The following is a 22,725-nucleotide window of genomic DNA, read 5'->3' on the forward strand; positions in this document are numbered from 1 at the left end:
CGGTGAAATGGTCGCAACCCCTTAATTGATAACGGTTCTCAATAGCCGATATCAGCCCTTGGGCAGCTCATCCAGCTTGCCGCGGAGCAGCTGCAGGATGGCCGAGAAGTCCCGCCCGCCGTAGCCCAGCCGGTCGAACATCTGGAACAGGGCTTCGGTCTGGGCACCCAGCGGGGTCGAGGCGCCCGCCTTGGCCGCCGCGTCCTGGGCCAGCTTGAGGTCCTTCAGCATCATGGCCGTGGCGAACCCGCCGTCATAGTTGCGATTCGACGGCGCGGTCGGCACCGGGCCGGGCCAGGGGTAGTAGGTCGTCGTCGACCAGCTCTGTCCCGAGGACTTGGACACGATGTCGAACATCCTGACCGGGTCCAGCCCCAGCTTCTCGGCCAGACCGATCGCCTCGCAGGTGCCCAGCATGGTGATGCCGAGGATCATGTTGTTGCAGATCTTGGCCGCCTGCCCCGCCCCGTGGTCCCCGGCACGGAAGGTCGCCCGGCTCATCGGCTCCAGCGCCGGCTCGATCCGCGCAAAGTCGCCCTCGTCACAGCCAACCATGAAGGCCAGCGTCCCGGCATCCGCCGCCATGGTCCCGCCCGAGACCGGCGCGTCGGCGAAGGCATAGCCCGCCTCCTTCGCCAGACCGGCGACCTTGCGCGCCGTGTCGACGTCGATGGTCGAGCAGTCCAGCAGCAGGGCGCTGGACGGCGCGGCGCCGATGATCTGCTCGGTATAGACCTTCAGCACATGGGGGCCGGCCGGTAGCATGGTGATGACCACGTCCGCGTCCTTGACCGCCTCGACGACCGAGCCGGCCGCCTCGCAGCCTGCCTCCACCGCGCGCGCGACAGCGGCCTCGGACAGATCGAACGCCTTGACCCGCCGCCCCGCCTTCGCCTGGTTTGCGGCCATGCCGCCGCCCATGTTTCCCAGTCCGATGAAGGCGATGGTCATGGTCATGTCGGCGTCTCCCTGTGCGCGATTTGTTGCGCGGAGGGTTAGCCGGTCGGGGCAGCCAAGACCAGCGTGACCTTAGCCGGGCTTGCGGAATCTCAGCATGAACTGGCTGGTGTTTCCGCGGATCGACGGGTCGAACACACTGGCGGTCATCGGGTCCGCCGGGCGGATCAACGCATCCGATTCCCCGTCCAGAACCAAGCCCGCGGCCGTGACCTCGCGCACCACCTGGTCGCGGTCGATCCGGTGCAGCGTATCGGCCACCGAGGCATCGGCCCCCGCCACGGCCGCATGGTCGACGATCACATAATAGCCGCCGGGCTTCAGCGCCGCATAGGCCGCCGCATTGACCCGTGCCGCCGTGCCGTCGGGAAAGGCGTCGAGGTGCAGGTCGTGATAGTTCTGGGCGGTGAAGATCACATCCGCGCCGCCGGCCCAGTCCGGCGCATTGATCGCCGAGCCCGCCCCGGTCACGTTCGGCAGGGCATCAGCCGCAGCCAGCGCCGTACCATAGTCCGCGCTGAAGGCGACGAACTCGTCCGGCTGCCAGGCCGTGACGTGGCCTTCGGGGCCGACCGCAGCCGCAAACGCCCGGGTGAAGAAGCCGCCGCCGATCATCAGGTCGATGACCCGGTCACCCGGTTCGACCCGGGCAAAGGCCAGGGTTTCCGCGGTCATACGGCTGGCGTCGCGGGCACGGTCCTCATCGGTGCGCGGCGGGCCGACCAGCGCAGCCTCGATCACCGCGACACGCGCCGCGTCGGAAGGTCCGAACATGTCCATCGAGCCACAGGCCGACAGGGCCAGAGCCGCACAGGCCGCCAGCAGGGTAATTTTCCGCATCATCGCTCCTCCCGCGCTCCGGATGGCGCGGGGTCAAGCTTAACCGCTTATCGAACGGCGGTCAGCCCGGCTTGCGAAACCGGTAGATGAACTGGTCGGTCTCGCCGCGGATCGACTCGTCGAACACGCTGACGGTGCGGTCATCGTCGGGGTTGGCCAGCGCCTGGCTGGAGTCCTCGAAAACAAAGCCCGCCGCCTCGACCTCGGCCTTGAGGAAGTCGCCCTCGATCCGGTGAAGGGTCTGCACCTCGCTGTTGCCCGTGCCGGCCCGGCCCGAATGATCGATCACCACATACAGGCCACCGGGCTTCAGCGCGTCATAGACGGCGCGGTTCATCCGGGCCACGTCCACGCCGAAGGCCGGGATGTGGAAGTCGTGATATTCCTGGCTCATGAACACCACGTCGAGCGGGGTGTCGAAGCGCATCTCGTCCAGCAGGCCGACGACCGGCACCACATTGCCATAGGTCGCCGCCAGCGCGTCGGCATAGGGCTTTTCGCGCTCGGCCGTCCGGGTCGGCACAAAGGCATAGACCCGGCCTTCATCGCCCACGGCGGGGGCGAACAACCGGGTGAAATAGCCTTCCTCAGGGCGGATGTCGGCTACGTGGTCGCCGGGGCTGATCCCCGCGAAGGTCAGCACCTGCAGGGGCATGCGCAGGGCATCCCGGGCGCGATCCTCTTCCGGACGCCGCGGATCCGACAGGGCGATGGCGACGCGGGTATCGGCCCGCGCTGTGGCCGGCGAGGTCGGGGTGATGACCGTCTGCCCGCCCCCGTCATTGGCGATGATGATGCAGCCCGAGGCCACCAGACCAGCGCTCATGGCAGCAAGCAGTGTCAGTTGACGGCGCATGACCATCCTCCCGCAGTGTGTATCCCGGTCGCAGGCTTACGCCAGTTGCGGCAGGGGCGTCCATTCTTCATCGGCGGGTAGCGGCGCAAACAGGGCGTCCAGCGTCTGCTCGGTCACGCCCTCGATGTCGGCCGGCGACCATTTCGGGGCGTTGTCCTTGTCGACGATCACGGCCCGCACACCTTCCTGGAAATCGTGAGTGCGCACCACGCGGCCGCCCAACCGGTACTCCATCGCCATATTGTCGGCGAAGCTGTCGAGTTTGACGCCCGTGCGCAGCTGGCGCAGCGAGACCTTCATCGACTGGGGCGACTTGGTCTTCAGGGTCGCCAGCTGGGCGTTGGCCCAATCCGAGCCGTCGGCTTCCAGCGCCGCGAAAATCTCTTCCAGGGTGTCATGGCCGAACAGCCGGTCGATGGCCGGGAGGTGCGCTTCGATCGGCGGCTCCCCGGCGTCGCCCTCCAGACCGTCGGCGACATCCGCCGGGTGGGCCGGATCGGCCGCCAGAATGGCACCGAAGGCCTCCAGCGCGTCGGTGGGCAGATAGTGGGTGTGGATGCCCAGGAACACCGTGTCCGCCGCCTTCAGCCGCGCCCCGGTCAGCGCCAGCCACGTCCCGACAAATCCCGGCAGCCGCGGCAGGAACCAGCCCCCGCCCACGTCGGGGAACAGGCCAATGCCCGTCTCCGGCATGGCATAGGTCGTCCGCTCGGTCGCGATCCGCACCTCGGCCGGCTCGGAAATGCCCACGCCGCCGCCCATGACGATGCCGTCGACCAGCGCCGTCACCGGCTTGGGATACTCGAACAGCAGATGGTTCAGCCGGTATTCGGCGTGGAAGAAGGCCTTCGCCTCCGACGCATCCCCTGCCCCGCTTTCGGCGATCATGCGGATGTCGCCCCCGGCACAGAATCCGCGCTCGCCCGCGTGGTCGATCAGCACGGACTTGACCGCCGGATCGTCCTTCCACGCCAGCAGCGCCGCGATCATGGCGTCGCACATGCCCTTGTTCAGCGCATGGATGGGCTTGGGCCGGTTCAGCGTGATCCGGCCCAGACCGGACTGGATGCGTGCGAGGATTTCAGGTTCGGTGATCATCCGCCCGACTTAGCCGCGAAGACCGATGACGGAAAGGGCGGTGAGCCTGAAGGCCACCGGGCTGCCCCGCGACGGGCCGTTGACGGTGGCCAGCGGGATCGGCGTTAATGCGCGGGTTCGAGGGGGCATTTCCGCCATGCAGACCGGTCCGATCAGCGGACGAACAGTGGGTGTCGCCTCGACGCTTGCGGTCGGCGGCGCAAGCCTCGTCTATGGAGCGGTGCTCCTGATCGGCCTGGCGGCGAGATCTTCCGCGAGCGATCCGATTGCGGATCCGTGGCTCGTCGCCATGGAAATGCTGATCCTGTTCATCGCACCCTGTATGACGCTCGTCATCTGGAGCATTGACGCCCGGGCACGCTCTGTTCCGCGCGGACGGGGGCGCCTCTCCGTGGTCTTCATGGCGGCCTGCGCGACGATCACCTTCGGGGTGCATCTGGTGCTGCTCAGCGGGCCCCGAGCCGCCGCTGAGGCCGCCTTCCGTTGGCCCTCGCCGTTCTACCTGCTCGACATCCTGGCCTGGGATGTCTTCTTTGCCCTTGCCGTGCTGCTGGCGGCGCCTCTGGTGCGCGGCGGCGGGCTTGCGCGCCTGACCCGATGGCTGCTGGTGCTCAGCGGGCTGCTGGCTCTGGCGGGGCTGATCGGTGTCCCGACCGGCGACATGAATCTGCGCAATATCGGCATTCTGGGTTACGCCGTCGTCTTCCCGGCAGCAGCCCTCGTACTGGGCCTGATTTTCTGGAGGGCCGGAGAATCGCCGCACCTGCGGTGAGTCCGGGTGCGCCCCCTACTGCCGCATCATCTCCCGCGCCGTGATCACGCGCATGATCTCATTGGTGCCTTCCAGGATGCGGTGCACACGCAGGTCACGCACGATTCGCTCCAGCGGATAGTCCTTCAGATAGCCATAGCCGCCGTGCAGCTGCAGGGCCTCGTCGGCGATCTGGAAACAGGCGTCGGTGGCCAGCCGCTTGGCCATGGCGCACCATTTGGTCTTTTCCGGGTGGTTGGTGTCGATGGCCCAGGCGCCACGCAGCACCATCAGGCGCGCGGCCTCCAGCTGCGTTGCCATGTCCGCCAGCTTGAACTGGGTGTTCTGGAAGTCGCCGATCGGCTTGCCGAACTGTTTGCGGCTGGCGACGTACTCCTGCGCCGTTTCCAGCGCGAGGCGCGCCCCGCCCAGCGAACAGGCGGCGATGTTCAGCCGCCCGCCATCCAGCCCCATCATGGCATAGCGGAAGCCGTGCCCTTCCTGGCCCAGCAGGTTTTCGGCCGGCACGCGGCAATCATCGAACTGGACAATGGCGGTCGGCTGGCTGTTCCAGCCCATCTTGCGTTCCTGCCCGCCAAAGCTGAGGCCCGGGGCGTCCTTGTCGACGACGAAGGTCGAAATGCCCTTGGGCCCGTCCTCACCCGTGCGCGCCATCACCACATAGACGTCGCTGGTGCCCGCGCCCGAGATGAAGGCCTTGGACCCGTTGAGCACATAATGGTCGCCGTCGCGCACCGCCGTGGTGCGCAGCGCCGCCGCGTCCGAGCCCGAGCCCGGCTCGGTCAGGCAGTAGCTGGCGATCTTCTCCATGGTCACCAGCGCCGGGACATAGCGGGCGCGCAGTTCGGCCGAGCCGACGCTGTCGATCATCCAGGTCGCCATATTGTGGATCGAGATGAAGGCGGCGGTCGAGACATCGCCCCGCGACAGCTCCTCGAAGATCACCGCCGATTCGACCCGGCCCAGCGCCATGCCGCCATGCTCCTCGCCGGTGTAGATCCCGCAGAATCCCATCTCGGCGGCCTGGCGCATGACGTCGACCGGGAAATGCTTGGTCTCGTCCCATTCGGCGCTGTGCGGTGCCAGCTCGGCCTCGGCAAAGGCGCGGGCGGCGTCCTGAATGGCGCGCTGGTCTTCGGTCAGGGCGAAATCCATGGGGGTCCTCTCTTGTCTTGTTGCAGGCCTTCTAGAGCATGGCGCCGCAAACTGAACCCCCACCGGCCGCCCCCGCTTTGCCCGCGGCGTCGCAGGCGGTATGAGGCGCCATGTCCACGCCCGTCTTTCCCGCCAGCTTTCCCCTGACCCGCGGTCGCCGCCTGCGCAGCCAGCCCTGGGTGCGCCGTCTGGTGGCCGAGACCACCCTGACCCCGGCCGATCTGGTCTGGCCGCTGATCCTGCACGACGGTCGGGACGACCGCGTGCCGGTCGCCACCCTGCCGGGCGTGGACCGCCTGTCGACGGCCGCCGCGGTCGAGGCGGCGCGGCGCGCGCGCGATCTGGGTATTCCCGCCGTGGCCCTGTTTCCAAATATCGATAATGCGCTGAAGGATGCCGTCGGCACCGAGGCCACCAATCCCGACGGCCTGGTCCCCGAGACGGTGCGCGCCATCAAGGCCGCCGTGCCCGAGATCGGCGTCATCACCGATGTGGCGCTGGACTGCTACACCGACCACGGCCACGACGGCGTGGTCGAGGACGGCCGGATCGTCAACGACGCCTCACTCGACCGGCTGGCCGAACAGGCCTTCATCCACGCCCATGCCGGGGCCGATGTGGTCGCTCCCTCCGACATGATGGACGGCCGCGTCCAGGCCATCCGCGAGGCGCTGGAGGCCAACGGCTATCAGGACACCCTGATCCTGTCCTATGCCGCCAAATATGCGTCGGCCTTTTACGGCCCCTATCGCGATGCCGTCGGCTCGGCGCGCGCCCTGATCGGCGACAAGCGCACCTATCAGATGGACCATGCCAATTCCGACGAGGCCCTGCGCGAGGTCGCCATGGACATTGCCGAGGGCGCGGACGCCGTCATGGTCAAGCCGGGAACGCTCTATCTCGATATCATTCAACGTGTTCGGGACACCTTCTCCGTTCCTGTCTTCGCCTATCAGGTATCCGGTGAGTATGCCATGATGCAGGGCGCCATCGACGCTGGCTGGCTGGACGAGGAGCGCGCCATCCTGGAGAGCCTCGGCGCCTTCAAACGTGCGGGCTGCAGCGGGGTGCTGACCTATTTCGCGCCGAGGGTCGCCGAATGGCTCAATCGCTGACCGCTTGACAGCGACGCACTGTCACCGGATTTACGCCGAACGCTGTTAACCATTCAGGCGTCAGCCGCAGGGGGCGTCTGACGGTCGTGCTTTCGGGGGGTATATGGGCTTTTTTGGCTTTGGGAAGAAGGCGCCGCGCGCCGTGACGGTCCTTGGCGATGCGCCGGGCGAGACTACCACGCTTGAACGGCCGGTTGAGACGGCGCCCGAGCCCGTTGTGCCGCCTACTCCCCCGCGTCCGACGCCGGAAGAAGCCCTGGCCGAGCTCAGGGCCGGCAATGAGGCCTTCCTGCGCGGCGAGAACAACCTGGGCCACGTGACGGTCGGCGACCTTGATCCCCTCCAGCAGGGCCAGAACCCGATCGCCACCATCGTGGGCTGCGCGGACAGCCGGACGCCGCCGACAATCTTGTTCAATCAAGGCTTTGGGCGCCTGTTTTCAATCCGGGTCGCCGGAAATACCGTGGACCGTCGCGGCCTGGCCTCGATCGTCTATGCGGTCAAACACCTGAAATGCCCGCTCGTCGTGGTCATGGGCCATACGGGCTGCGGGGCTGTCGCCGCCGCCGAGGCAATCGTCGACGGGGTGGTCCCGCTCGACCCCTCGCTGGAAGAGATGATTGTGCCGATCATCCCGGCCGTGCTGGATGCCCGCCGCTCGGACGCCGCCGATGTCGCCGTGCGCGCGGTCGAGGAAAATGCCCGTCGGGTCGCCGAAAAGCTCAAGATCGCCGACGCCTCGCTCGCCGACGCCCTGGAGGCCGGCACCCTGCGCATTGTGGCTGCCGTCAAACAGATGCAGTCGGGCGAGGTGGTGTTTCTGGATTAGGACCGCTTGCGGCCCTGCAGGCGCGCCGCGAGGCTCGACGTGTCCCATCGCGATCCGCCCATGGCCTGGACCTCGGAATAGAACTGATCGACCAGGGCCGTCACCGCAAGGTGGCTGCCGTTGGCGCGCGCCTCTTCCAGCACGAGGCCGAGATCCTTGCGCATCCAGTCCACGGCAAAGCCGAAATCGAACTCTCCGGCGGCCGCCGTTTTCCAGCGATTGTCCATCTGCCAGCTTTGGGCGGCGCCCTTCGAGATCGCCTCATAAACCGCGTCCGTATCCAGTCCCGCCGACTGGGCGAAATGCACGGCCTCGGCCAGCCCCTGCACCACCCCGGCGATGGCGATCTGATTGGCCATCTTGGTCAGCTGGCCGCTGCCGGCCGGGCCCATGTGCCGGATCGCCTTGGCATAGGCCGCCAGTACGGGCTCGACCTTCGCCAGCGCTTCGGCGTCGCCCCCGATCATGATGCTGAGTTGCCCGGCCTCGGCCCCCGCCTGTCCGCCCGAGACCGGCGCATCCAGAAAGGCCACACCCCGCTCCTCCGCGAGCGCTGCCATCTCGCGCGCCACCCGGGCCGAGGTGGTGGTGTGGTCGACGATCACTGCGCCCACGCGCATCCCCGGCAGGGCCGCCTCCACGACCTCGCGCACATCCGCATCATTGCCCACGCACAGGATCAGGGCGTCGACCTCGCCCGACACTTCGGCCAGCGACCCAACCGCACGGGCGTCGTTCGCCGCGGCCCAGGCGCGGGCCTTTTCCGGACTGCGATTGTGTCCCGTCACCTCATGACCGGCCTTGACCAGATGGCCCGCCATCGGGGCGCCCATGACGCCCAGTCCCGAGAAGGCGATCTTCATTCCACATGCTCCTGGATTCGTCCGTACTGCCCCCGGAAGAAGGTCAGACCGGCCCCCTCCTCCGCTTCGAAATGCGCCACCCGCCCGACCAGAATCTGGTGGTCGCCCATGGCGATCTGCTCGTGCAGCACACAGTCAAAGCGCGCCAGTCCGCCCTTCAGGATCGGCGATCCGGATCGCGACCGTCCGACCTCGTCTTCCGACAGGCGATAGTCACCCCGGCTGAACCGGTCGGCCCAGTCCGCCTCTCCGGCCCCCAGCACATGCACCGAGAACGGACGCCCTTCCATGAAGGCCCCCGCGCGTTCGGCCCGGTCGTCCAGGCACCACAGAAGCAGCCGCGGTTCCAGCGAGACAGAGGTCACGGAATTGACGGTCATCCCGACCGGTCCGGCCTCGCTGTCGACGGTCACCACGCACACGCCGGTGGCAAAGGCCGACATGGCGCGGCGATAGGCGCGGGCTTCGGCCCCGTCGGGATCGGAATGGGAATTGTCGGTCACGGCGCGAGCTTAGCGTCCGCCTCCCTGCACACAAGCCGCCGCTTCGGGAAACGTCGCCTTAACCTTGATCTCCGAAACATGCCGACACTGAAGCGAGGTGCCCATGTCCCTGAGCGATCGTCCGATCCTCATCAAGAAGGTCAAGAAGGTCGCGGGACACGGCCACCACGGCGGCGCCTGGAAGGTCGCCTATGCCGACTTCGTGACGGCCATGATGGCCTTCTTCCTGCTCATGTGGCTGATCAACACGACCGATCCGGAGCAGAAGAAGGGTATCGCCGAGTATTTTGCGCCCGCCAGTATTTCGGCCACCACCTCGGGCTCCGGCGGCATTCTGGGCGGCACATCTCTGGGCGACGACGGTGCCAAGAGCTCGGGCTCGATGTCGGTCATCACCCAGATGGCGCCGGAAGCTCCCGATTCGCCCGACGAGGCCGGCCAGAGCAGCAATCTCGCGGGCGCCAGCGAAGACCAGCTGCGCGAAGAGATCGCCCGCCGCGAGGCCGCCGACTTCGCCAGCGCCGCCGAATCGCTGCGTCAGGCCATGCAGTCGATGCCCGAACTGGCCGAGCTGTCGAAACAGCTGATCATCGACCAGACGCCCGAGGGTCTGCGCATCCAGATTGTCGATCAGGAAGGCCGCTCGATGTTCGAGCAGAACTCGGCCCGGCCCAACGCCCGTGCCCAGGTCCTTCTGCGCGCCGTGGCCCGTATCATCACCGCCTTGCCCAACCGCATCTCGATCACCGGCCACACCAGCTCGGTCGCCGGGTCCAACCGGGCCAGCGCGCCGGATGACTGGAGCCTGTCGGCCCGCCGCGCCGATGCCGCCCGCCAGATTCTGGAAGCCGCCGGCGTCGATGTGGACCGCATCTATTCGGTGAACGGCAAGGCCGGGTCCGAGCCGCTCTACCCCGACGACCCCAGTCTGGCGGGCAACCGCCGGATCTCGATCATCCTGCTGCGAGAGGCGCCGGTCCTGCCCGGCGACACCAGCCTGTGACGCCGGCGCAAACCCTTCGCAGGCAACACGCGAAGGGCCTTGCGCCAGAGGCCGGACTGGTCTCCCATCACTCCATGAAGCGCGCTCAAGGCATCCGCCACGACCGGCCGCGCCCGCACCCCGTCGGGGGGCGCGTATGACCCGCCATGTGCCTTCCCGCCAGCTGCGCTTCTACCTGACCGCCATGGCGCCCTGCCCTTATCTGCCGGGCCGGATCGAGCGGAAGGTGTTTGCCAATCTGCCGTTCAGCGACGGGGCCTGGGTCAATGACGAGCTGACCCAGGCCGGCTTCCGCCGCAGCCAGAACATCGCCTATCGGCCCGCCTGTGAGGGCTGCGACGCCTGTGTCTCGGTGCGGGTGCCTGTCTGCGGCTTTTCGCCCTCCCGCTCGCAGAAGCGCGTGCTTCAGCGCAACGCCGATCTGGTCCGCGCCCAGGTCGAGGCCGAGGCCACCATGGAGCAGTTCGACCTGCTGCGGCGCTATCTGCTGGCCCGTCACGCGGGCGGAGGCATGAGCGACATGGGATGGGACGACTATGTCGCCATGGTCGAGGACACGGCCGTGCGCACCCATCTGATCGAATATCGCCTGCCGTCCCCGGGCGCCGGGCCCGGCGATCTGGTCGGGGTGGTGCTGACCGACATGCTCTCGGACGGCCTGTCGATGGTCTACAGCTTCTTCGATCCCCAGCTGGCGCGGCGCAGCCTCGGCCAGTTCGCCATTCTGGATCATCTCATGCAGGCCCGCGACCAGGCCCTCCCCTTCGTCTATCTGGGCTACTGGATCCAGGGCTCGGCCAAGATGGACTACAAGGCCCGCCTGCGGCCGCTTCAAGCCCTGACGCGCGAGGGCTGGCGCGACCTGCCCTAGCCTGCGCGGGGCACCGAGGTGGACGGGGCATAGGTCTGCTGCGACCAAGGCCCGGAATCGCGTCCACCGCCGAACTTTACCAAGGCCTCGATGCGTTTCGAGATCGGCGGGTGGGTGGCGAACAGGCCCATGACGCCCGCCTTCTCCGGCTGATTGTCCAGGAACATGCCCTGCACCTCGTCGGGGGCCTTCAGCGTCGAACGCCCCTCGATCTTGCGCAGGGCCGAGATCATCGAGTCCGGGTTCTTGGTCAGCTCGACCGCCCCCGCATCCGCCACGAACTCGCGCGTGCGTGACAGCATCATCCGGATAACGAAGGCCAGGGCGAAGCCGATCGCCGCGATCGCCAGTCCGATCAGGATCAGCGGCCCGGCGTTCTTGTTGTTGCCCCGACCGCCGCGCGAGAAGAACAGCCCGCGGAACACCAGTTCCGCCAGCACGCTCAGGATCCCGGCAAAGATGGAGGCGATCACCATCGTCCGCACATCCTTGTTGATCACATGGGTCAGCTCGTGGGCCAGCACGGCCTCGACCTCATCCCGGTTCAGGGTGTTGATCAGGCCGCGGGTGACCGTGACGCTGTAGCGGCCCTCGTGCAGGCCCGAGGCATAGGCGTTCAGCTGATCGGTCTCGATGATGCGCAGCGTCGGCGTGCGCATGCCCCGCGAAATCGCCAGGTTCTCAAGCAGGTTATAGAGCTCGGGGTTCTCCCGGCGCTCGACCTTCCGGGCGCCCGTCATGGCGTCGATCATCGCCTGGTTGCCGAAATAGGCGATGGCGAACCAGAGGGCGGCTATCACACCCGCGGCCGGTACGGTCCAGCCCAGCATGCCGGCGGCCAGCGCCATGTCGTCGGCCAGCGTCCCGCCCGAGCCGGGAATGATCCCGAAGCCCATCAGGACCAATTGCAGCCCGTAGAGCACCAGCACCAGCAGCACCGGGAACATGGCCAGCAGCACGATCGAACGGGTGTTGTTCGCCCAGATGTGGGTCTGGAGCCCGACGGCCTGCATGGATCCTAGAACTGCACCTGCGGCGGGGCGGCGGACATGGCGGCCCGCTCACTCTCGCCGACATCAAAGAAGGGCTTGTCCGACCCAAAGCCGACCAGACCGGCGAACAGCACGGTCGGAAACTGGCGCCGTACCGCGTTGAACTCGGAGACCGCATTGTTGAAGAAGCGGCGCGCCGCGGCCAGCTTGTTCTCGATGTCTGACAGCTCGGTCTGCAGCTGCTGGAAGTTGGTGTTCGCCTTCAGGTCGGGATAGGCCTCGGCCACGGCGAACAGCCGGCCCAGCGAGGCCGTCAGCATGTTCTCGGCCTGCACCTTGTCATCGACCGAGCTCGCCCCGGCCGCCGCGGCGCGGGCCTGGGTCACGGCATCCAGCGTGGCCCGCTCGTGCGTGGCATAGCCCTTCACCGTCTCGACCAGATTGGGGATCAGGTCCTGACGCTGCTTCAGCTGCACGTCGATGTCGGCGAACGACTGGTCCGCGCGCTGGTCCAGCGCCACCAGCCGGTTGTAGGCCCCGACGACGACAAACAGGAGGACGACGACGATAACGCCGATAACAATCCAGGTGATCATGAGCGGTTTCCCTTGCTTCTGATCTCTCTTATCGCGCGAACCGGGCCCCGGACCCAAATGAAATCGGGGTCATGTCAGGAACGGTAACGCCGCACCCTAGCGGAATTTGCGCAGGCCCCTCGGTCCCTGACGGCCGACGGCCGCCCGCTTGCCCAGCCAGTCACGCCAGTCGGGCCAGTTGCGGCGGCGCCCGCCCCCATCGACCCACTCCGGGCCGGTCTCCTCGGCAAACACCGTGGCATCGGCCAGTCCGCCCTGACGGTACGACTGGAATTTGACGCCCTTGCCCCGCGACATCTCGGGCAGTTCGGTCACCGGGAAGACCAGCGTCTTGATGTTGTCCCCGATCACCGCGACGTGGTCGCCGGTGACGCGCAGGCATACGGCCAGCTCGCCGTTCAGCACCTGTTTGCCGCCACGCTTCTGGGCCAACAGGTCGTCTTCGGGGGCGATGAAGCCGTAGCCGGCCTTCGACACCACCATCAGCTTCGCCCCGGGCTGGTGCGCGAACAGGGCGACGATTTCCACCCCCTCGTCCAGATCGATCATCAGACGGATCGGCTCGCCGTGCCCGCGGCCCGATGCCAGCTTGTCCGCCCCGATGGTGAAGATCCGCCCGTCCGTCGCCGCGACCAGCAGCTTGTCGGTCGTATAGGCCGGCACCAGGAACGACAGGCTGTCGCCTTCCTTGAACTTCAGCTCTGACGGGTCCTCGACCTTGCCCTTCGCCGCCCGGATCCATCCCCGCTCCGACAGGATGACCGTGATCGCCTCGCGCGGGATGAAGGCCTCGACCGGCGCGGCTGCAGCCCCCTCGGGGGCCTCGCCAAAGGTGGTCAGGCGCGGCGACGGCAGGGCCTTGCGCACCTCAGCCAGATCCTTGCCGATCCGCGTCCACTGTCGGGCCTTCGAGTCGATCAGCGCGCGCAGGCCCGCCAGTTCCTCGGTCAGTGCCTTGTACTCGGTCTCGATCGCCAGCTCTTCCAGCCGCGCCAGGTGCCGCAGCCGGGTATCCAGCACAAAGTCCGCCTGCACCTCGGTCAGGTTCAACCGCGCGATCAGCACCGCCTTCGGCTGTTCCTCCTCGCGGACGATGCGGATCACCTCGTCGAGGTTGAGGAAGACGATGCGCAGGCCTTCCAGCAGGTGCAGCCGCTTCTCGATCCGTTCCGCCCGCCAGTTCGAGCGCCGCACCAGCACATCGCGCCGGTGCTCCAGGAAGGCCTGCAGACAGGCCTTCAGCCCCATCACGCCCGGCGTACCCGTGGCATCCAGCACATTGATGTTGACCGGGATGCGAACCTCGAGGTCCGACAGCCGGAACAGGCTCTCCATCAGCACCTCGGGCGCGACCGTCCGCGCCCGCGGGTCCAGTACCAGCCGGATGTCCTCGGCGGACTCGTCGCGCACATCGCCCAGCAGCGGCGCCTTCTTCTGGTCGATCAGATCTGCCAGCGTCTCGATCAGGCGGCCCTTCTGCACCTGATACGGGATCTCGGTGACCACGATCCGCCAGGTCCCGCGCTCGAGGTGCTCGACCTCCCAGCGCGCGCGCAGGCGCAGCCCACCCCGGCCCGTCTCATAGGTCTCGAGCAGCGACGCCCGTCCCTCGACCACGACACCGCCCGTCGGGAAATCCGGCCCCGGCAGGTGCTGCATCAGGGTCTCGGTCGTGGCCTCGGGATCATTCAGCAGGGTCAGGCACGCCTCGATCAGCTCGCTGACATTGTGCGGCGGGATGGAGGTCGCCATGCCCACGGCAATGCCGGACGAGCCATTGGCCAGCAGGTTCGGGAACCCGGCCGGCAGCACGACCGGTTCCTGATCCTGGTCGTCATAGGTGGGGCGGAAATCGACGGCATTCTGGTCGATGCCGTCCATCAGCAGCACCGCCGCCGGCGTCAGCTTGCACTCGGTGTAGCGCATGGCCGCGGCGTTATCGCCGTCGATATTGCCGAAATTGCCCTGGCCATCGACCAGCGGATAGCGCTGGGCGAACGACTGGGCCATCCGCACCAGGGCGTCATAGATCGAGGCGTCGCCGTGCGGGTGGTAGCCCCCCATCACATCGCCCACGACCTTGGCGCATTTGCGGGCCGCCGACTGCGGGTTCAGCCGCATCTGGTGCATGGCGTACAGGATGCGCCGGTGCACCGGCTTGAAGCCGTCGCGCACATCGGGCAGCGCGCGATTGGTGATGGTCGACAGCGCATAGGCCAGGTAGCGCCGGCTCAGCGCCTCGCCCATGGGCTCGTCAACGATACGGCCGCCGTCCGGCGGAGGGGTGTGCAGGGTCATGGCATCAGTATGAAGGAGGAGCGGCGGACGAATCGCCCGCCGCTCCGGTCAGTCTAGGCCGATTTCCACCCCGGCGGGCGGATACGGCGGTGCGTAATGGCCTCAGGGCCGGGGTGCGCGCGGCCCGTCCGGATCGAACAGGTCGCCGAACTCATCGCCTTCGTACCACATCGGCCGTGCCTGGCCGTCCGCAATGGCCCGGGCGATCGAGGTGTTCACGCGCGCGAACCGGGCCGCCGCCTGCCAGTTGAACGGCAGGTCCGGCTCGTCGCTGACCTGGTGATAGTTGTCCGCGAGGAAGGTGGCGATGGCCTCGCGTCCCTCACCCCCCGGTCCGGTCGCCAGGAACACCGAAGGCACGCCCGCCTTGACGAACTCATAGTGATCCGAGCGCACGAAGAAATTTTCCTCCGGCTGGTAGTCGGGCACCGTCGCCACGCCCACTTCCCCGGTCGCCGCTGCCACAATGGCCCCCAGCGTCGAGTGATCGGCCCCGAAGGCCACGACGTCGACGAAATCATAGGTCAGGATCGGCATGTCCAGATTGACCACGCCGACGATGTTCTCGATCGGCACGGTCGGATCGGCCGCGAACCGGCTGGAGCCCAGCAGGCCCAGCTCCTCACCCGTCACCGCCAGGAACATCACCGACCGGCGCGGGCGCTCGTCCGACAGCGACAGGGCTCGCGCCACCTCGATCAGGGTCGCAACGCCGGACGCATTGTCCATGGCGCCGTTCGAGATCCGGTCGGGGGCGTTCTCGTCATCGGACATGCCCACGTGGTCCAGGTGCGCCATGACCACCACCACTTCGTCGGCCACAGACGGATCGGACCCCGGCAGGATGGCCACGACATTGGGGCTCTCAAAATAGCGTGCCCCGGTCGTCAGTTGCACCGACGCCGGTCCCGGAATGGCGAACCCCTTGGGCGAGGTGCCCCGGGCCGCCGCATTCTGGATGGCGTTCAGGTCCTGACCCGCCGCGGCGAACATCTGGCGGGTCGCCTGTTGCGACAGGAAGCCTTCGACCTGAATGCCGGGCGCGTCGGTGTGGGCCCGGCCCTCAGCATCCGCCCAGCGCGTCTGCGGCTCACCGAAATAGCCCATCAGCACCGACCACGGGATGTTCCGCGTGTCGGCCGAGTGGACCATGATGTAGCCGACCGCGCCGTGCTCGAACGCCGTCGTCGCCTTGGCCGACTCCATGTGGGCCGCCAGCTCGCTCGGCAGGCCCTCCGGCATGCCGTACATGGCCAGCACGACCTTGCCGCGCACGTCCAGGCCCGCATAGTCGTCAATGCCCGCGCTGGGCACGTCGAGGCCGTAGCCGACGAAGACAAAGCCCGTGTCGAGCGCGACCTCGCCCACCGTCACGGAGGGGAACAGCGCCACGCCATCGCCCTGGCTCCAGTCGTGGACCCCTCCGTCCGGCCCGGTCCAGCGGAGCTTGCCGTCGGTCAGGGACATCTCGGCGAAATTCACCGGCTGGCGCCAGCTGGTGCGCTCGGCATTGCCGGCCGGGGTCAGGCCCAGGCTGCGATAGTGGCTCTCGACATACAAAGCCGCCAGCTCATAGCCGCGCGAGCCGGTATCCCGCCCCTCCAGCGCGTCATCGGCCAGGAAGGTCACATGGGCCTTCATCCGTTCGGCCAGAAGGACATCGTCGGCCGCCGGCGCGGCGACCTGCGCGACGGCAGGCGTATCGACGCTGGCGCAGGCTCCCAGACCCCCCAAAAGCATCAGGGAGGTGGCAAGCCCAAGCCCCTTCAGACGGCGTATCGCCATGGCGTTCTTCCCCATTTCAGAATGTGGCGGGACCCTAGCCCCCGGGCCGTCTCTATAACAAGCCGGATCGCTTCAGCCGCTCGATCATCCAGTCCCGCGCCGGCGGCAGCGGCTTGTCGCGCGGATGGAAGACCCAGGCCTCGAGGAAATGCCCGGTCAGCGCCAGACCATGTCCGACGTCGCCCTCGACCACGGCGGCCTGACTGCCCAGCAGGAAGGGTGGCAGCGCCAGCAACTTGTCGGCATAGGGCGCGCCCGCCGTCCGGCTGACGGCCCTCCCCGTGCGCGGGCTGACCCAGGCCAGGTCGTCCCGGATGCCTGACACCGCGCAACTCTCCAGATCCAGTCCGAACCCCAGACTGCCGAGCAGCCCCAGTTCGAACCGGATGAAGACGGCGGGCCAGACCGCGTCGTCGGTCAGCGCCGGCATCAGCGCCTCCATGGCGGCGAACACGCCGGGCTCGGCCTCGCGCTCCGGCAGGGCGCCCTGCACTACGGCCGCCGCCGCAGACAGGCCCGCCAGCGCCACGGCCGAGTCGAACAGCTGGCTCACATCATCGCCCGACGGCTCCAGCCGCGCCGAGCCCAGCTGGCTGTCGTCGCGGGCACGCCAGGCCACCCGCACCCGCGAGCCGGGCTGCAGATGCGGCTTCATCTTTCGCGAGGCCCCGCCGGGCACATAGGTCAAGCGGCGGCCGTGCTGCGCCGTCAGCAGGTCCACGACCGCGCCGGTATCGCCGTGCGACCGCGCCGCCAGCACAAAGGCGTCGTCCTCAAACTCCATCAGGGCTGCGTCGTCTCCCCGGCCCGGATGACGTCCACCACATCGCGCGCCACATCGTTCGGCACGGCAAAGCTCAGCACATACTGGTCGATCTTCCAGCCGTCGTCGGTCAGGCGCACAACGCCCGACCCGCGCGTGGTGCCATAGTTGTCGTTGTCCAGCACCTCCTCGAACACCGCCACGCACCGGCACGGGATCGGCAGGATCGAGATGTCCCGATCAACCACGCGGTAATCCCATCCCTGCCCGCGGCTGAAGTAGGGGTCGGCATAGGCCCGGAATTCGTCGACCGTCCACCGCTCTGTCGCGTCGGTCCCGATGAAGCGGGCCTCCGGCGTGAACAGCGAAAAATAGGTCGCACCATCCGCCTCCCGCGCCGCCTGATGCAGGGCGTCGATGACCGCGGCGGGTGCCTCGGTGGACTGGGACTGGGCCAGGGCCGGGACCGGGGCCAGGATCGCTGCCGCGGCCGCCAGGGTGAGGAGTGTCTTCATCGTCATTGCCTTCCTGGTCATCGGACAAGCATCCCTCAATGCCGCCCGACTGTCTCGCCCGAAATGCTCCCCGCATTTAACCGATCGGTTGACAGCCCGCGACGGGCAGTTTACTTAACCGACCAGTTCATCATGAAAGCCGCCATGGCCACCGATCCTCTCAGCGCCAAGTTCGCCGCCCTCGCCGACCCGACCCGTCGCGCCATCCTGGCCCGGCTGTGCGAGGGCGAGGCCAGCGTCAACGAACTGGCCGAACCGTTCGACATTAGCCTCCCGGCCGTGTCGAAACATCTCAAGGTGCTGGAGAGGGCGGGCCTGATCTCCCGCGGGCGGGAAGCCCAGTGGCGCCCCGCCCGGCTGGAGCCCATGGCGCTCAAGGGCGTGGCCGACTGGCTGGAACACTATCGCCGCTATTGGGACGCCTCCTTCGATCTCCTCGATAGCTATCTGAGAAACCTGCAAAAAGGCAAAGACGATGGCCGAGGACTCTGACAACCCCTGCGACACCAGCGGAGAGGCCCACAATTTCGAACTGGTGCTGGAGCGCATCTTCGACGCCCCGCCTGAAAAGGTCTATCGCGCCTGGGTCGAGCCCGAGCTGATGAAACAGTGGCTCTCGCCCAAACCCTGGATCATCACCGAGGCCAGCTGCGATCCCCGTCCCGGCGGGCTGACGAAATTCATGATGGTCGCACCCGACGGCAACAGCTTTCCCTGCACCTCGGTCTTCCTCGAGGTCATTCCCAACCGCAGATTGGTATCCACCGATGGCCTGACCGCCGACTGGCAGCCCGCCGGCGATCCTTTCATGGTCAGTCGCGTCGACATGGAGCCGCTGCCCGACGGCCGGACAAAATACACCGCCAAGGCCCAGCATTGGACCGAGGCGGCCATGAAACAGCACGAGCAAATGGGCTTCCACGAGGGCTGGGGCCAATGCGCCGATCAACTGGCCGAACTGCTGAAGACGCTCTGACCATGGCTGTCGCCGAGGATCTCGCCACCCGCCCAACCCTGCACATGACGCGGGTGTTCGACGCGCCCCGGGCACTGGTCTGGATGGCCTGGACCCGGCCGGAAATGACCGTCCAGTGGATGGGGCCGGTCGAATGGCCCGCGGTCAGCGTCGAACAGGACCTGCGCGTCGGTGGCGCCTGGCGCATCTGCCTGCGTTCGCCCGAAACCGGTCAGGACCTGTGGCAGGGCGGCACCTATCGCGAGATCGTCGAGCACGAGCGCCTCGTCTTCACCTTCAAGTGGGACGAGAGCCACGAGGACGGACCGCCCGCTGACACGCTGGTCACCGTGGTGTTCAGCGACACCGAAGACGGCAAGACCCACATGGACTTCACTCATCAGGGGCTGAAGTCCGAACAGAGCCTGACCGGCCATCGCCATGGCTGGACCAGCACGACCGACCGGCTCGAAGCCTGGTTGGCCGCAAACAGGGATTGAACGGGAGGGACCCCACCATGAAGATCGTGACCAGTCTGAGCTTCCCCGGCACCTGCCGCGAAGCGTTTGAGTTTTACGCCGGCGTGTTGGGCGGAGAGATCACCGCTGCCATGCCCTATTCCGATGCGCCGCCCGAAATGCCCGTGCCCGAACGGATCAAGGACTGGATGATGCACTGCTGGCTGCAGGTCGGGGACCAGGCCATCATGGGCAGCGACATGCATCCCGACTTCACACCGGACATGAACAAGGTGAAGGACGGTTTCGACGTCACCCTGCATTTCAAGGATGTCGAGGAAGCCCGCCGCATCTTCGACGCCCTGTCAGACGGTGGCGAAATCCGCATGCCGTTCGCCGCCAGCTTCTGGTCGCCCGGCTTCGGCGGCTTTACCGACAAGTTTGGCGTGCCGTGGATGATCAACACCAACCCGGACATGCCCCAATGAAGGCGCCTCCTCTGGTCTGGGTGGGCCGCGTGCTCAGCGGTATCTTCGCCCTGTTCATCCTCGGCGCATCGGTTGTGCCGAAGCTCAGCGGAATGCCGGTGGCCGAGGAGACCATGACCCTGCTGGGCTGGCCAACCGGCTATGTGCTGATGATAGGCCTGATGGAGCTGGCCTTCCTCGTGCTTTACTTGATCCCGCGAACGGCCCTGCTCGGCGCCATCCTCTTCACCGGACTTCTGGGAGGGGCCATGGCGACGCACATCCGCGCGGAAAGCCCGCTGTTCAGCCACGTCCTGTTCGGTCTTTACCTGGGGGCCTTCCTCTGGGGCGGACTGTGGCTCAGGCGGGCCGACATCCGGGCCGTTCTGCCCGTCGGTCGTGCTTCGAAAGCCTAGACCCGCTCGTTCAGCAGGGCCTGCTGGTAGGCGCTGACCCAGATGTTCCGGAACCGACGTGACCGCTCCGCATGGTAGATGTGGGCCAGCTCCGCATAGGAGCGGTCGAAGTCATCATTGACGAACACATAGTCGAACTCGTCGGCGTGCTCGATTTCGCCCTTGGCGTTGCCGATGCGGCGGTCGATCACCTCTTCCGCATCCTGTGACCGCGTCACCAGCCGACGACGCAGCTCCTCCAGACTGGGCGGCAGGATGAACACCCGCACCGCATCGTCGGGGCAGCGGCGGGCCACTTCGCGCGCGCCCTGCCAGTCGATATCGAACAGCACGTCCCGGCCCTCGGCCAGGGCGCGGTCGACCGGCGCGCGCGGCGAACCATACAGATTACCGTGCACATTGGCCCATTCGAGAAAGGCGTCCGCCTCGACCAGCCGCTGGAATTCCTCGCGGTCCACGAAATGATAGTCGCGCCCGGCCTGTTCGCCCGGCCGGATGGCCCGCGTGGTCATGCTGACCGACAGCTCCAGCCCGCCGTGATCCGCCATCAGGCGCCGGCACAGCGAGGTCTTCCCCGCGCCCGACGGACTGGCGACGATCAACAGGACACCCCGCCGGGGCATACGCTCATTCGACATTCTGAACCTGTTCACGCAACTGATCGATGGTGGCCTTCAACGCCAGACCGACCCGAGTCAACTCCACCGTGGCCGATTTCGAGCACAGGGTGTTCGCCTCGCGCATGAACTCCTGCATCAGGAAATCCAGCTTGCGACCGGCCGGGGGCTGGGCCAGCAGTTGGTGCCCGCTCTCCAGATGGGCCCGCAGCCGGTCCAGCTCCTCGCGCACATCCGCGCGGGCCGCCAGCGCCGCGGCCTCGACCACCACCTTGTCCTCGACACCCGGCGCATCCCCCGCCAGATCGGCCATCCGCCGCGTGAACCGCTCGCGTACGGCTTCGGTCTGGGCGGCGGCCTCGATCTCGGCCAGGTCGACGTTCGCCCGGATCTGGTCGAGGAAGTCGGCGATCAGCGTCGCCAGCTGTCCGCCCTCGACCTTTCGCGCCGCGACCAGCGCCTTGAGTGCCTCGTCGATACTGACGGCCATGGCGGCCTCGACCCGCGCCTTGCGGTCCTCGTCCGCGTCTTCCTCGGGGCGATCCAGCACGCCGCGCAGGCCCAGCAGGCCGTCCGCGCGGGGCCGCTCGGCGCCCCGCTCGACCAGCTCCAGCGACAGGGCCAGATACCGGTCCAGCAGCGCCTGATCGATGGCGATCTCACCGGCCGCATCGGCTTCGCGCCGGGCCTGCACACCGACGGTCACCTGACCCGGCTCATCAGGGCCTGGGCGCGGGCCTTGGCGTGGCGCTCCAGCCCGTCGAATCCGGGCGGTCCGCGAAAGCGCACCTCCAGCCCCCGCCCGTTCACCGAACGCGCCTCGACCGTCCAGACCCAGCCGTCCTGGCTGCCGTCGGCCCGGCCAAAGCCGGTCATGCCCGACAGGTCACTCATTGCGGCGTCGCGCCCTGCGGCAGGAGGGTGATCTCGGCGCCGGCCTCGGGCGGCGGTTCATCGACGGCCGGCTCTTCCACCGGCGGCAGGCCCTCCCGCTGGCGTTCAATTGCTCGCCAACGCGCGACATTCTGCTGGTGCTCGGCATAGGTCGAGGCAAAGGCGTGTCCGCCCGTCCCGTCGGCGACAAAGAACAGGGCATCCGAGCGCGGCGGATTCAGCACGGCCGCGATCGCCTCCCGGCCCGGATTGGCGATCGGCGTCGGCGGCAGGCCGTCGATCTGATAGGTATTCCACTCGGTGCGGCGATCCAGCTCCGAGCGGCGGATGCCCCGTCCCAGCGGACGGCCCTGTGTGATGCCGTAGATGATGGTCGGGTCGCTCTCCAGCCGCATGCCCAGCCGGATCCGGTTCGAGAAGACCGAGGCGACCATGGGCCGCTCCTCGGCCACTGCGGTTTCCTTCTCGACGATCGAGGCCAGGATTACGGCCTCATCCGGCGAGTTCACGACCGTGCTCGGGCCGCGCTGGGCCCACAGTTCGGCCAGGTTGCGGTCATGGGCCCTCTGCATCCGGGTGATCACCGAGGCCCGGCTCTCACCGCGCGTGACCTCATAGGTATCGGGCCACAGCGTGCCCTCCTCCGGGATGTCGATCTCGCCGGTCAGAATGTCCTCGGCCATCAGGATGTCGTACGCCTGAGCCGACGACCAGCCTTCCGGCAGGGTCACGAAGTGGCGCACCACCCGCCCGCTGACCAGCAGGCTGATGACCGAGCGCAACGAGGCACCCGACGGCACTTCATACTCGCCGGCCCTGAGCTTGCGGTCGGCCCCGGTCAGGGTCACCGCCGCCTTGAACATGTCGGTCGAGCGGATCACCCCGGCCTGTTTCAGGGACTGGCCGATGGCCGACACCCCGGCCCCGCTGGGCAGGACCACAATCGTCGCATCGCCCTGACGCGCTTCCGGCCCGGGCGCATAGAAGACGCTCCAGCCCCAGACCAGCGCGCCGATCAGGAACAGGCTGAAGGTCGCCGATGCGGCCAGCAGCGCGGCCCCCAGCGGGCGTTTCGTGTCGGACGGCGCCCGCCCCTTGCCGGCCACC

26 protein-coding genes and 1 pseudogene are annotated in these 22,725 nt (G+C 67.5%); 10 read left to right on the forward strand and 17 right to left on the reverse strand.

What is annotated here, in order from left to right; all coding sequences use genetic code 11:
- Nucleotides 1–51: 51 nt before the first annotated feature.
- The 4 genes from mmsB to J7346_RS03855 form a co-directional block, all read right to left on the reverse strand.
- Nucleotides 52–951, reverse strand: a complete 900-nt coding sequence (mmsB, locus tag J7346_RS03840; RefSeq protein WP_209118070.1) for a 3-hydroxyisobutyrate dehydrogenase — start codon at nucleotides 949–951, stop codon at nucleotides 52–54.
- A gap of 78 nt (nucleotides 952–1,029) precedes the next feature.
- On the reverse strand, nucleotides 1,030–1,800 hold the full coding sequence (locus tag J7346_RS03845) for a class I SAM-dependent methyltransferase (RefSeq protein ID WP_209117916.1): 771 nt from the start codon (nucleotides 1,798–1,800) through the stop codon (nucleotides 1,030–1,032).
- 58 nt (nucleotides 1,801–1,858) lie between these two features.
- Nucleotides 1,859–2,653: a class I SAM-dependent methyltransferase gene (locus J7346_RS03850; RefSeq protein ID WP_209117918.1), complete on the reverse strand. Its 795-nt coding sequence runs from the start codon at nucleotides 2,651–2,653 to the stop codon at nucleotides 1,859–1,861.
- Between the two features lie 36 nt (nucleotides 2,654–2,689).
- A complete protein-coding gene (locus tag J7346_RS03855; protein ID WP_209117920.1) occupies nucleotides 2,690–3,751 on the reverse strand; it encodes an enoyl-CoA hydratase/isomerase family protein in 1,062 nt (353 codons plus the stop codon).
- Nucleotides 3,752–3,791: 40 nt separating this feature from the next.
- On the opposite strand from J7346_RS03855, the gene J7346_RS03860 reads away from it, so the two are divergent.
- Nucleotides 3,792–4,523 (forward strand): hypothetical protein, encoded by a 732-nt coding sequence (locus J7346_RS03860; protein WP_209117922.1) that lies wholly within the window; start codon nucleotides 3,792–3,794, stop codon nucleotides 4,521–4,523.
- Between the two features lie 15 nt (nucleotides 4,524–4,538).
- Here the strand turns inward: J7346_RS03860 and J7346_RS03865 are convergent, their stop codons facing one another.
- Nucleotides 4,539–5,678 carry an isobutyryl-CoA dehydrogenase gene (locus J7346_RS03865; protein ID WP_209117924.1) on the reverse strand — a complete coding sequence of 380 codons (1,140 nt, stop codon included), beginning with the start codon at nucleotides 5,676–5,678 and terminating at the stop codon, nucleotides 4,539–4,541.
- 110 nt (nucleotides 5,679–5,788) lie between these two features.
- Between J7346_RS03865 and hemB the strand changes: the two genes are divergently transcribed.
- Both hemB and J7346_RS03875 read left to right on the forward strand, forming a co-directional pair.
- Complete coding sequence (gene hemB / locus J7346_RS03870) at nucleotides 5,789–6,793, forward strand: porphobilinogen synthase (RefSeq protein WP_209117926.1); 1,005 nt, start codon at nucleotides 5,789–5,791, stop codon at nucleotides 6,791–6,793.
- Between the two features lie 103 nt (nucleotides 6,794–6,896).
- Nucleotides 6,897–7,622: a carbonic anhydrase gene (locus J7346_RS03875; protein ID WP_209117928.1), complete on the forward strand. Its 726-nt coding sequence runs from the start codon at nucleotides 6,897–6,899 to the stop codon at nucleotides 7,620–7,622.
- Here J7346_RS03875 and J7346_RS03880 read toward each other — a convergent pair.
- Together J7346_RS03880 and J7346_RS03885 are read right to left on the reverse strand one after the other, a co-directional pair.
- Nucleotides 7,619–8,485 carry an NAD(P)-dependent oxidoreductase gene (locus J7346_RS03880; RefSeq protein WP_209117929.1) on the reverse strand — a complete coding sequence of 289 codons (867 nt, stop codon included), beginning with the start codon at nucleotides 8,483–8,485 and terminating at the stop codon, nucleotides 7,619–7,621. The two genes, J7346_RS03875 and J7346_RS03880, sit on opposite strands and share 4 nt — an antisense overlap.
- The gene (locus tag J7346_RS03885; RefSeq protein WP_348521445.1) at nucleotides 8,482–8,988 is read right to left on the reverse strand and encodes a flavin reductase family protein; all 507 of its coding nucleotides are present in this window, start codon (nucleotides 8,986–8,988) and stop codon (nucleotides 8,482–8,484) included. Before J7346_RS03885 ends, J7346_RS03880 begins: the two co-directional genes overlap by 4 nt.
- Nucleotides 8,989–9,091: 103 nt before the next feature.
- On the opposite strand from J7346_RS03885, the gene J7346_RS03890 reads away from it, so the two are divergent.
- Nucleotides 9,092–9,991, forward strand: coding sequence for a flagellar motor protein MotB (locus J7346_RS03890; protein ID WP_209117931.1), 900 nt, complete (start codon nucleotides 9,092–9,094; stop codon nucleotides 9,989–9,991).
- A 136-nt stretch (nucleotides 9,992–10,127) separates the two neighbouring features.
- Nucleotides 10,128–10,862, forward strand: coding sequence for an arginyltransferase (locus tag J7346_RS03895; RefSeq protein WP_209117933.1), 735 nt, complete (start codon nucleotides 10,128–10,130; stop codon nucleotides 10,860–10,862).
- On the opposite strand, the gene J7346_RS03900 is transcribed toward J7346_RS03895, so the two are convergent.
- The 6 genes from J7346_RS03900 to J7346_RS03925 form a co-directional block, all read right to left on the reverse strand.
- On the reverse strand, nucleotides 10,859–11,875 hold the full coding sequence (locus J7346_RS03900) for a M48 family metallopeptidase (protein WP_209117935.1): 1,017 nt from the start codon (nucleotides 11,873–11,875) through the stop codon (nucleotides 10,859–10,861). The two genes, J7346_RS03895 and J7346_RS03900, sit on opposite strands and share 4 nt — an antisense overlap.
- A 5-nt stretch (nucleotides 11,876–11,880) precedes the next feature.
- Nucleotides 11,881–12,450 carry a LemA family protein gene (locus J7346_RS03905; protein ID WP_209117937.1) on the reverse strand — a complete coding sequence of 190 codons (570 nt, stop codon included), beginning with the start codon at nucleotides 12,448–12,450 and terminating at the stop codon, nucleotides 11,881–11,883.
- Between the two features lie 96 nt (nucleotides 12,451–12,546).
- The gene (parC, locus tag J7346_RS03910) at nucleotides 12,547–14,748 is read right to left on the reverse strand and encodes a DNA topoisomerase IV subunit A (RefSeq protein WP_209117939.1); all 2,202 of its coding nucleotides are present in this window, start codon (nucleotides 14,746–14,748) and stop codon (nucleotides 12,547–12,549) included.
- Between the two features lie 102 nt (nucleotides 14,749–14,850).
- A complete protein-coding gene (locus J7346_RS03915; RefSeq protein WP_209117941.1) occupies nucleotides 14,851–16,533 on the reverse strand; it encodes a M20/M25/M40 family metallo-hydrolase in 1,683 nt (560 codons plus the stop codon).
- A 52-nt stretch (nucleotides 16,534–16,585) separates the two neighbouring features.
- Nucleotides 16,586–17,317, reverse strand: coding sequence for a DNA repair protein RecO (recO, locus tag J7346_RS03920; RefSeq protein WP_209117943.1), 732 nt, complete (start codon nucleotides 17,315–17,317; stop codon nucleotides 16,586–16,588).
- Nucleotides 17,317–17,811: a nuclear transport factor 2 family protein gene (locus tag J7346_RS03925; protein WP_209117945.1), complete on the reverse strand. Its 495-nt coding sequence runs from the start codon at nucleotides 17,809–17,811 to the stop codon at nucleotides 17,317–17,319. Before J7346_RS03925 ends, recO begins: the two co-directional genes overlap by 1 nt.
- Nucleotides 17,812–17,955: 144 nt before the next feature.
- On the opposite strand from J7346_RS03925, the gene J7346_RS03930 reads away from it, so the two are divergent.
- From J7346_RS03930 to J7346_RS03950, 5 genes are read left to right on the forward strand one after another with little or no spacing between them, the layout of a single operon-like run.
- Nucleotides 17,956–18,303 (forward strand): metalloregulator ArsR/SmtB family transcription factor, encoded by a 348-nt coding sequence (locus J7346_RS03930; protein WP_209117947.1) that lies wholly within the window; start codon nucleotides 17,956–17,958, stop codon nucleotides 18,301–18,303.
- Entirely contained in the window at nucleotides 18,287–18,787 is a 501-nt protein-coding gene (locus tag J7346_RS03935) for an SRPBCC family protein (RefSeq protein ID WP_209117949.1), read from the forward strand. Before J7346_RS03930 ends, J7346_RS03935 begins: the two co-directional genes overlap by 17 nt.
- A 2-nt stretch (nucleotides 18,788–18,789) precedes the next feature.
- Nucleotides 18,790–19,266 carry an SRPBCC domain-containing protein gene (locus tag J7346_RS03940; RefSeq protein ID WP_209117951.1) on the forward strand — a complete coding sequence of 159 codons (477 nt, stop codon included), beginning with the start codon at nucleotides 18,790–18,792 and terminating at the stop codon, nucleotides 19,264–19,266.
- A 17-nt stretch (nucleotides 19,267–19,283) separates the two neighbouring features.
- A complete protein-coding gene (locus J7346_RS03945) occupies nucleotides 19,284–19,712 on the forward strand; it encodes a VOC family protein (protein ID WP_209117953.1) in 429 nt (142 codons plus the stop codon).
- Complete coding sequence (locus J7346_RS03950) at nucleotides 19,709–20,107, forward strand: DoxX family protein (RefSeq protein WP_209117955.1); 399 nt, start codon at nucleotides 19,709–19,711, stop codon at nucleotides 20,105–20,107. Before J7346_RS03945 ends, J7346_RS03950 begins: the two co-directional genes overlap by 4 nt.
- Here J7346_RS03950 and gmk read toward each other — a convergent pair.
- The 4 genes and pseudogenes from gmk to mltG form a co-directional block, all read right to left on the reverse strand.
- Nucleotides 20,104–20,745: a guanylate kinase gene (gene gmk / locus J7346_RS03955; protein WP_209117957.1), complete on the reverse strand. Its 642-nt coding sequence runs from the start codon at nucleotides 20,743–20,745 to the stop codon at nucleotides 20,104–20,106. The two genes, J7346_RS03950 and gmk, sit on opposite strands and share 4 nt — an antisense overlap.
- Nucleotides 20,735–21,214 carry a DUF1732 domain-containing protein gene (locus J7346_RS15190; protein WP_348521451.1) on the reverse strand — a complete coding sequence of 160 codons (480 nt, stop codon included), beginning with the start codon at nucleotides 21,212–21,214 and terminating at the stop codon, nucleotides 20,735–20,737. The genes gmk and J7346_RS15190 overlap by 11 nt, the downstream gene beginning before the upstream one ends.
- A pseudogene (locus J7346_RS15195) lies at nucleotides 21,203–21,618 on the reverse strand (YicC/YloC family endoribonuclease); the annotation flags it as partial. The gene J7346_RS15190 and the pseudogene J7346_RS15195, both read right to left, overlap by 12 nt.
- Nucleotides 21,615–22,724, reverse strand: a complete 1,110-nt coding sequence (gene mltG / locus J7346_RS03965) for an endolytic transglycosylase MltG (protein WP_209117959.1) — start codon at nucleotides 22,722–22,724, stop codon at nucleotides 21,615–21,617. The pseudogene J7346_RS15195 and the gene mltG, both read right to left, overlap by 4 nt.
- Nucleotide 22,725 lies beyond the last annotated feature (1 nt).

Source organism: Brevundimonas sp. A19_0 (genome assembly GCF_017744255.1).
Lineage (GTDB): Bacteria > Pseudomonadota > Alphaproteobacteria > Caulobacterales > Caulobacteraceae > Brevundimonas.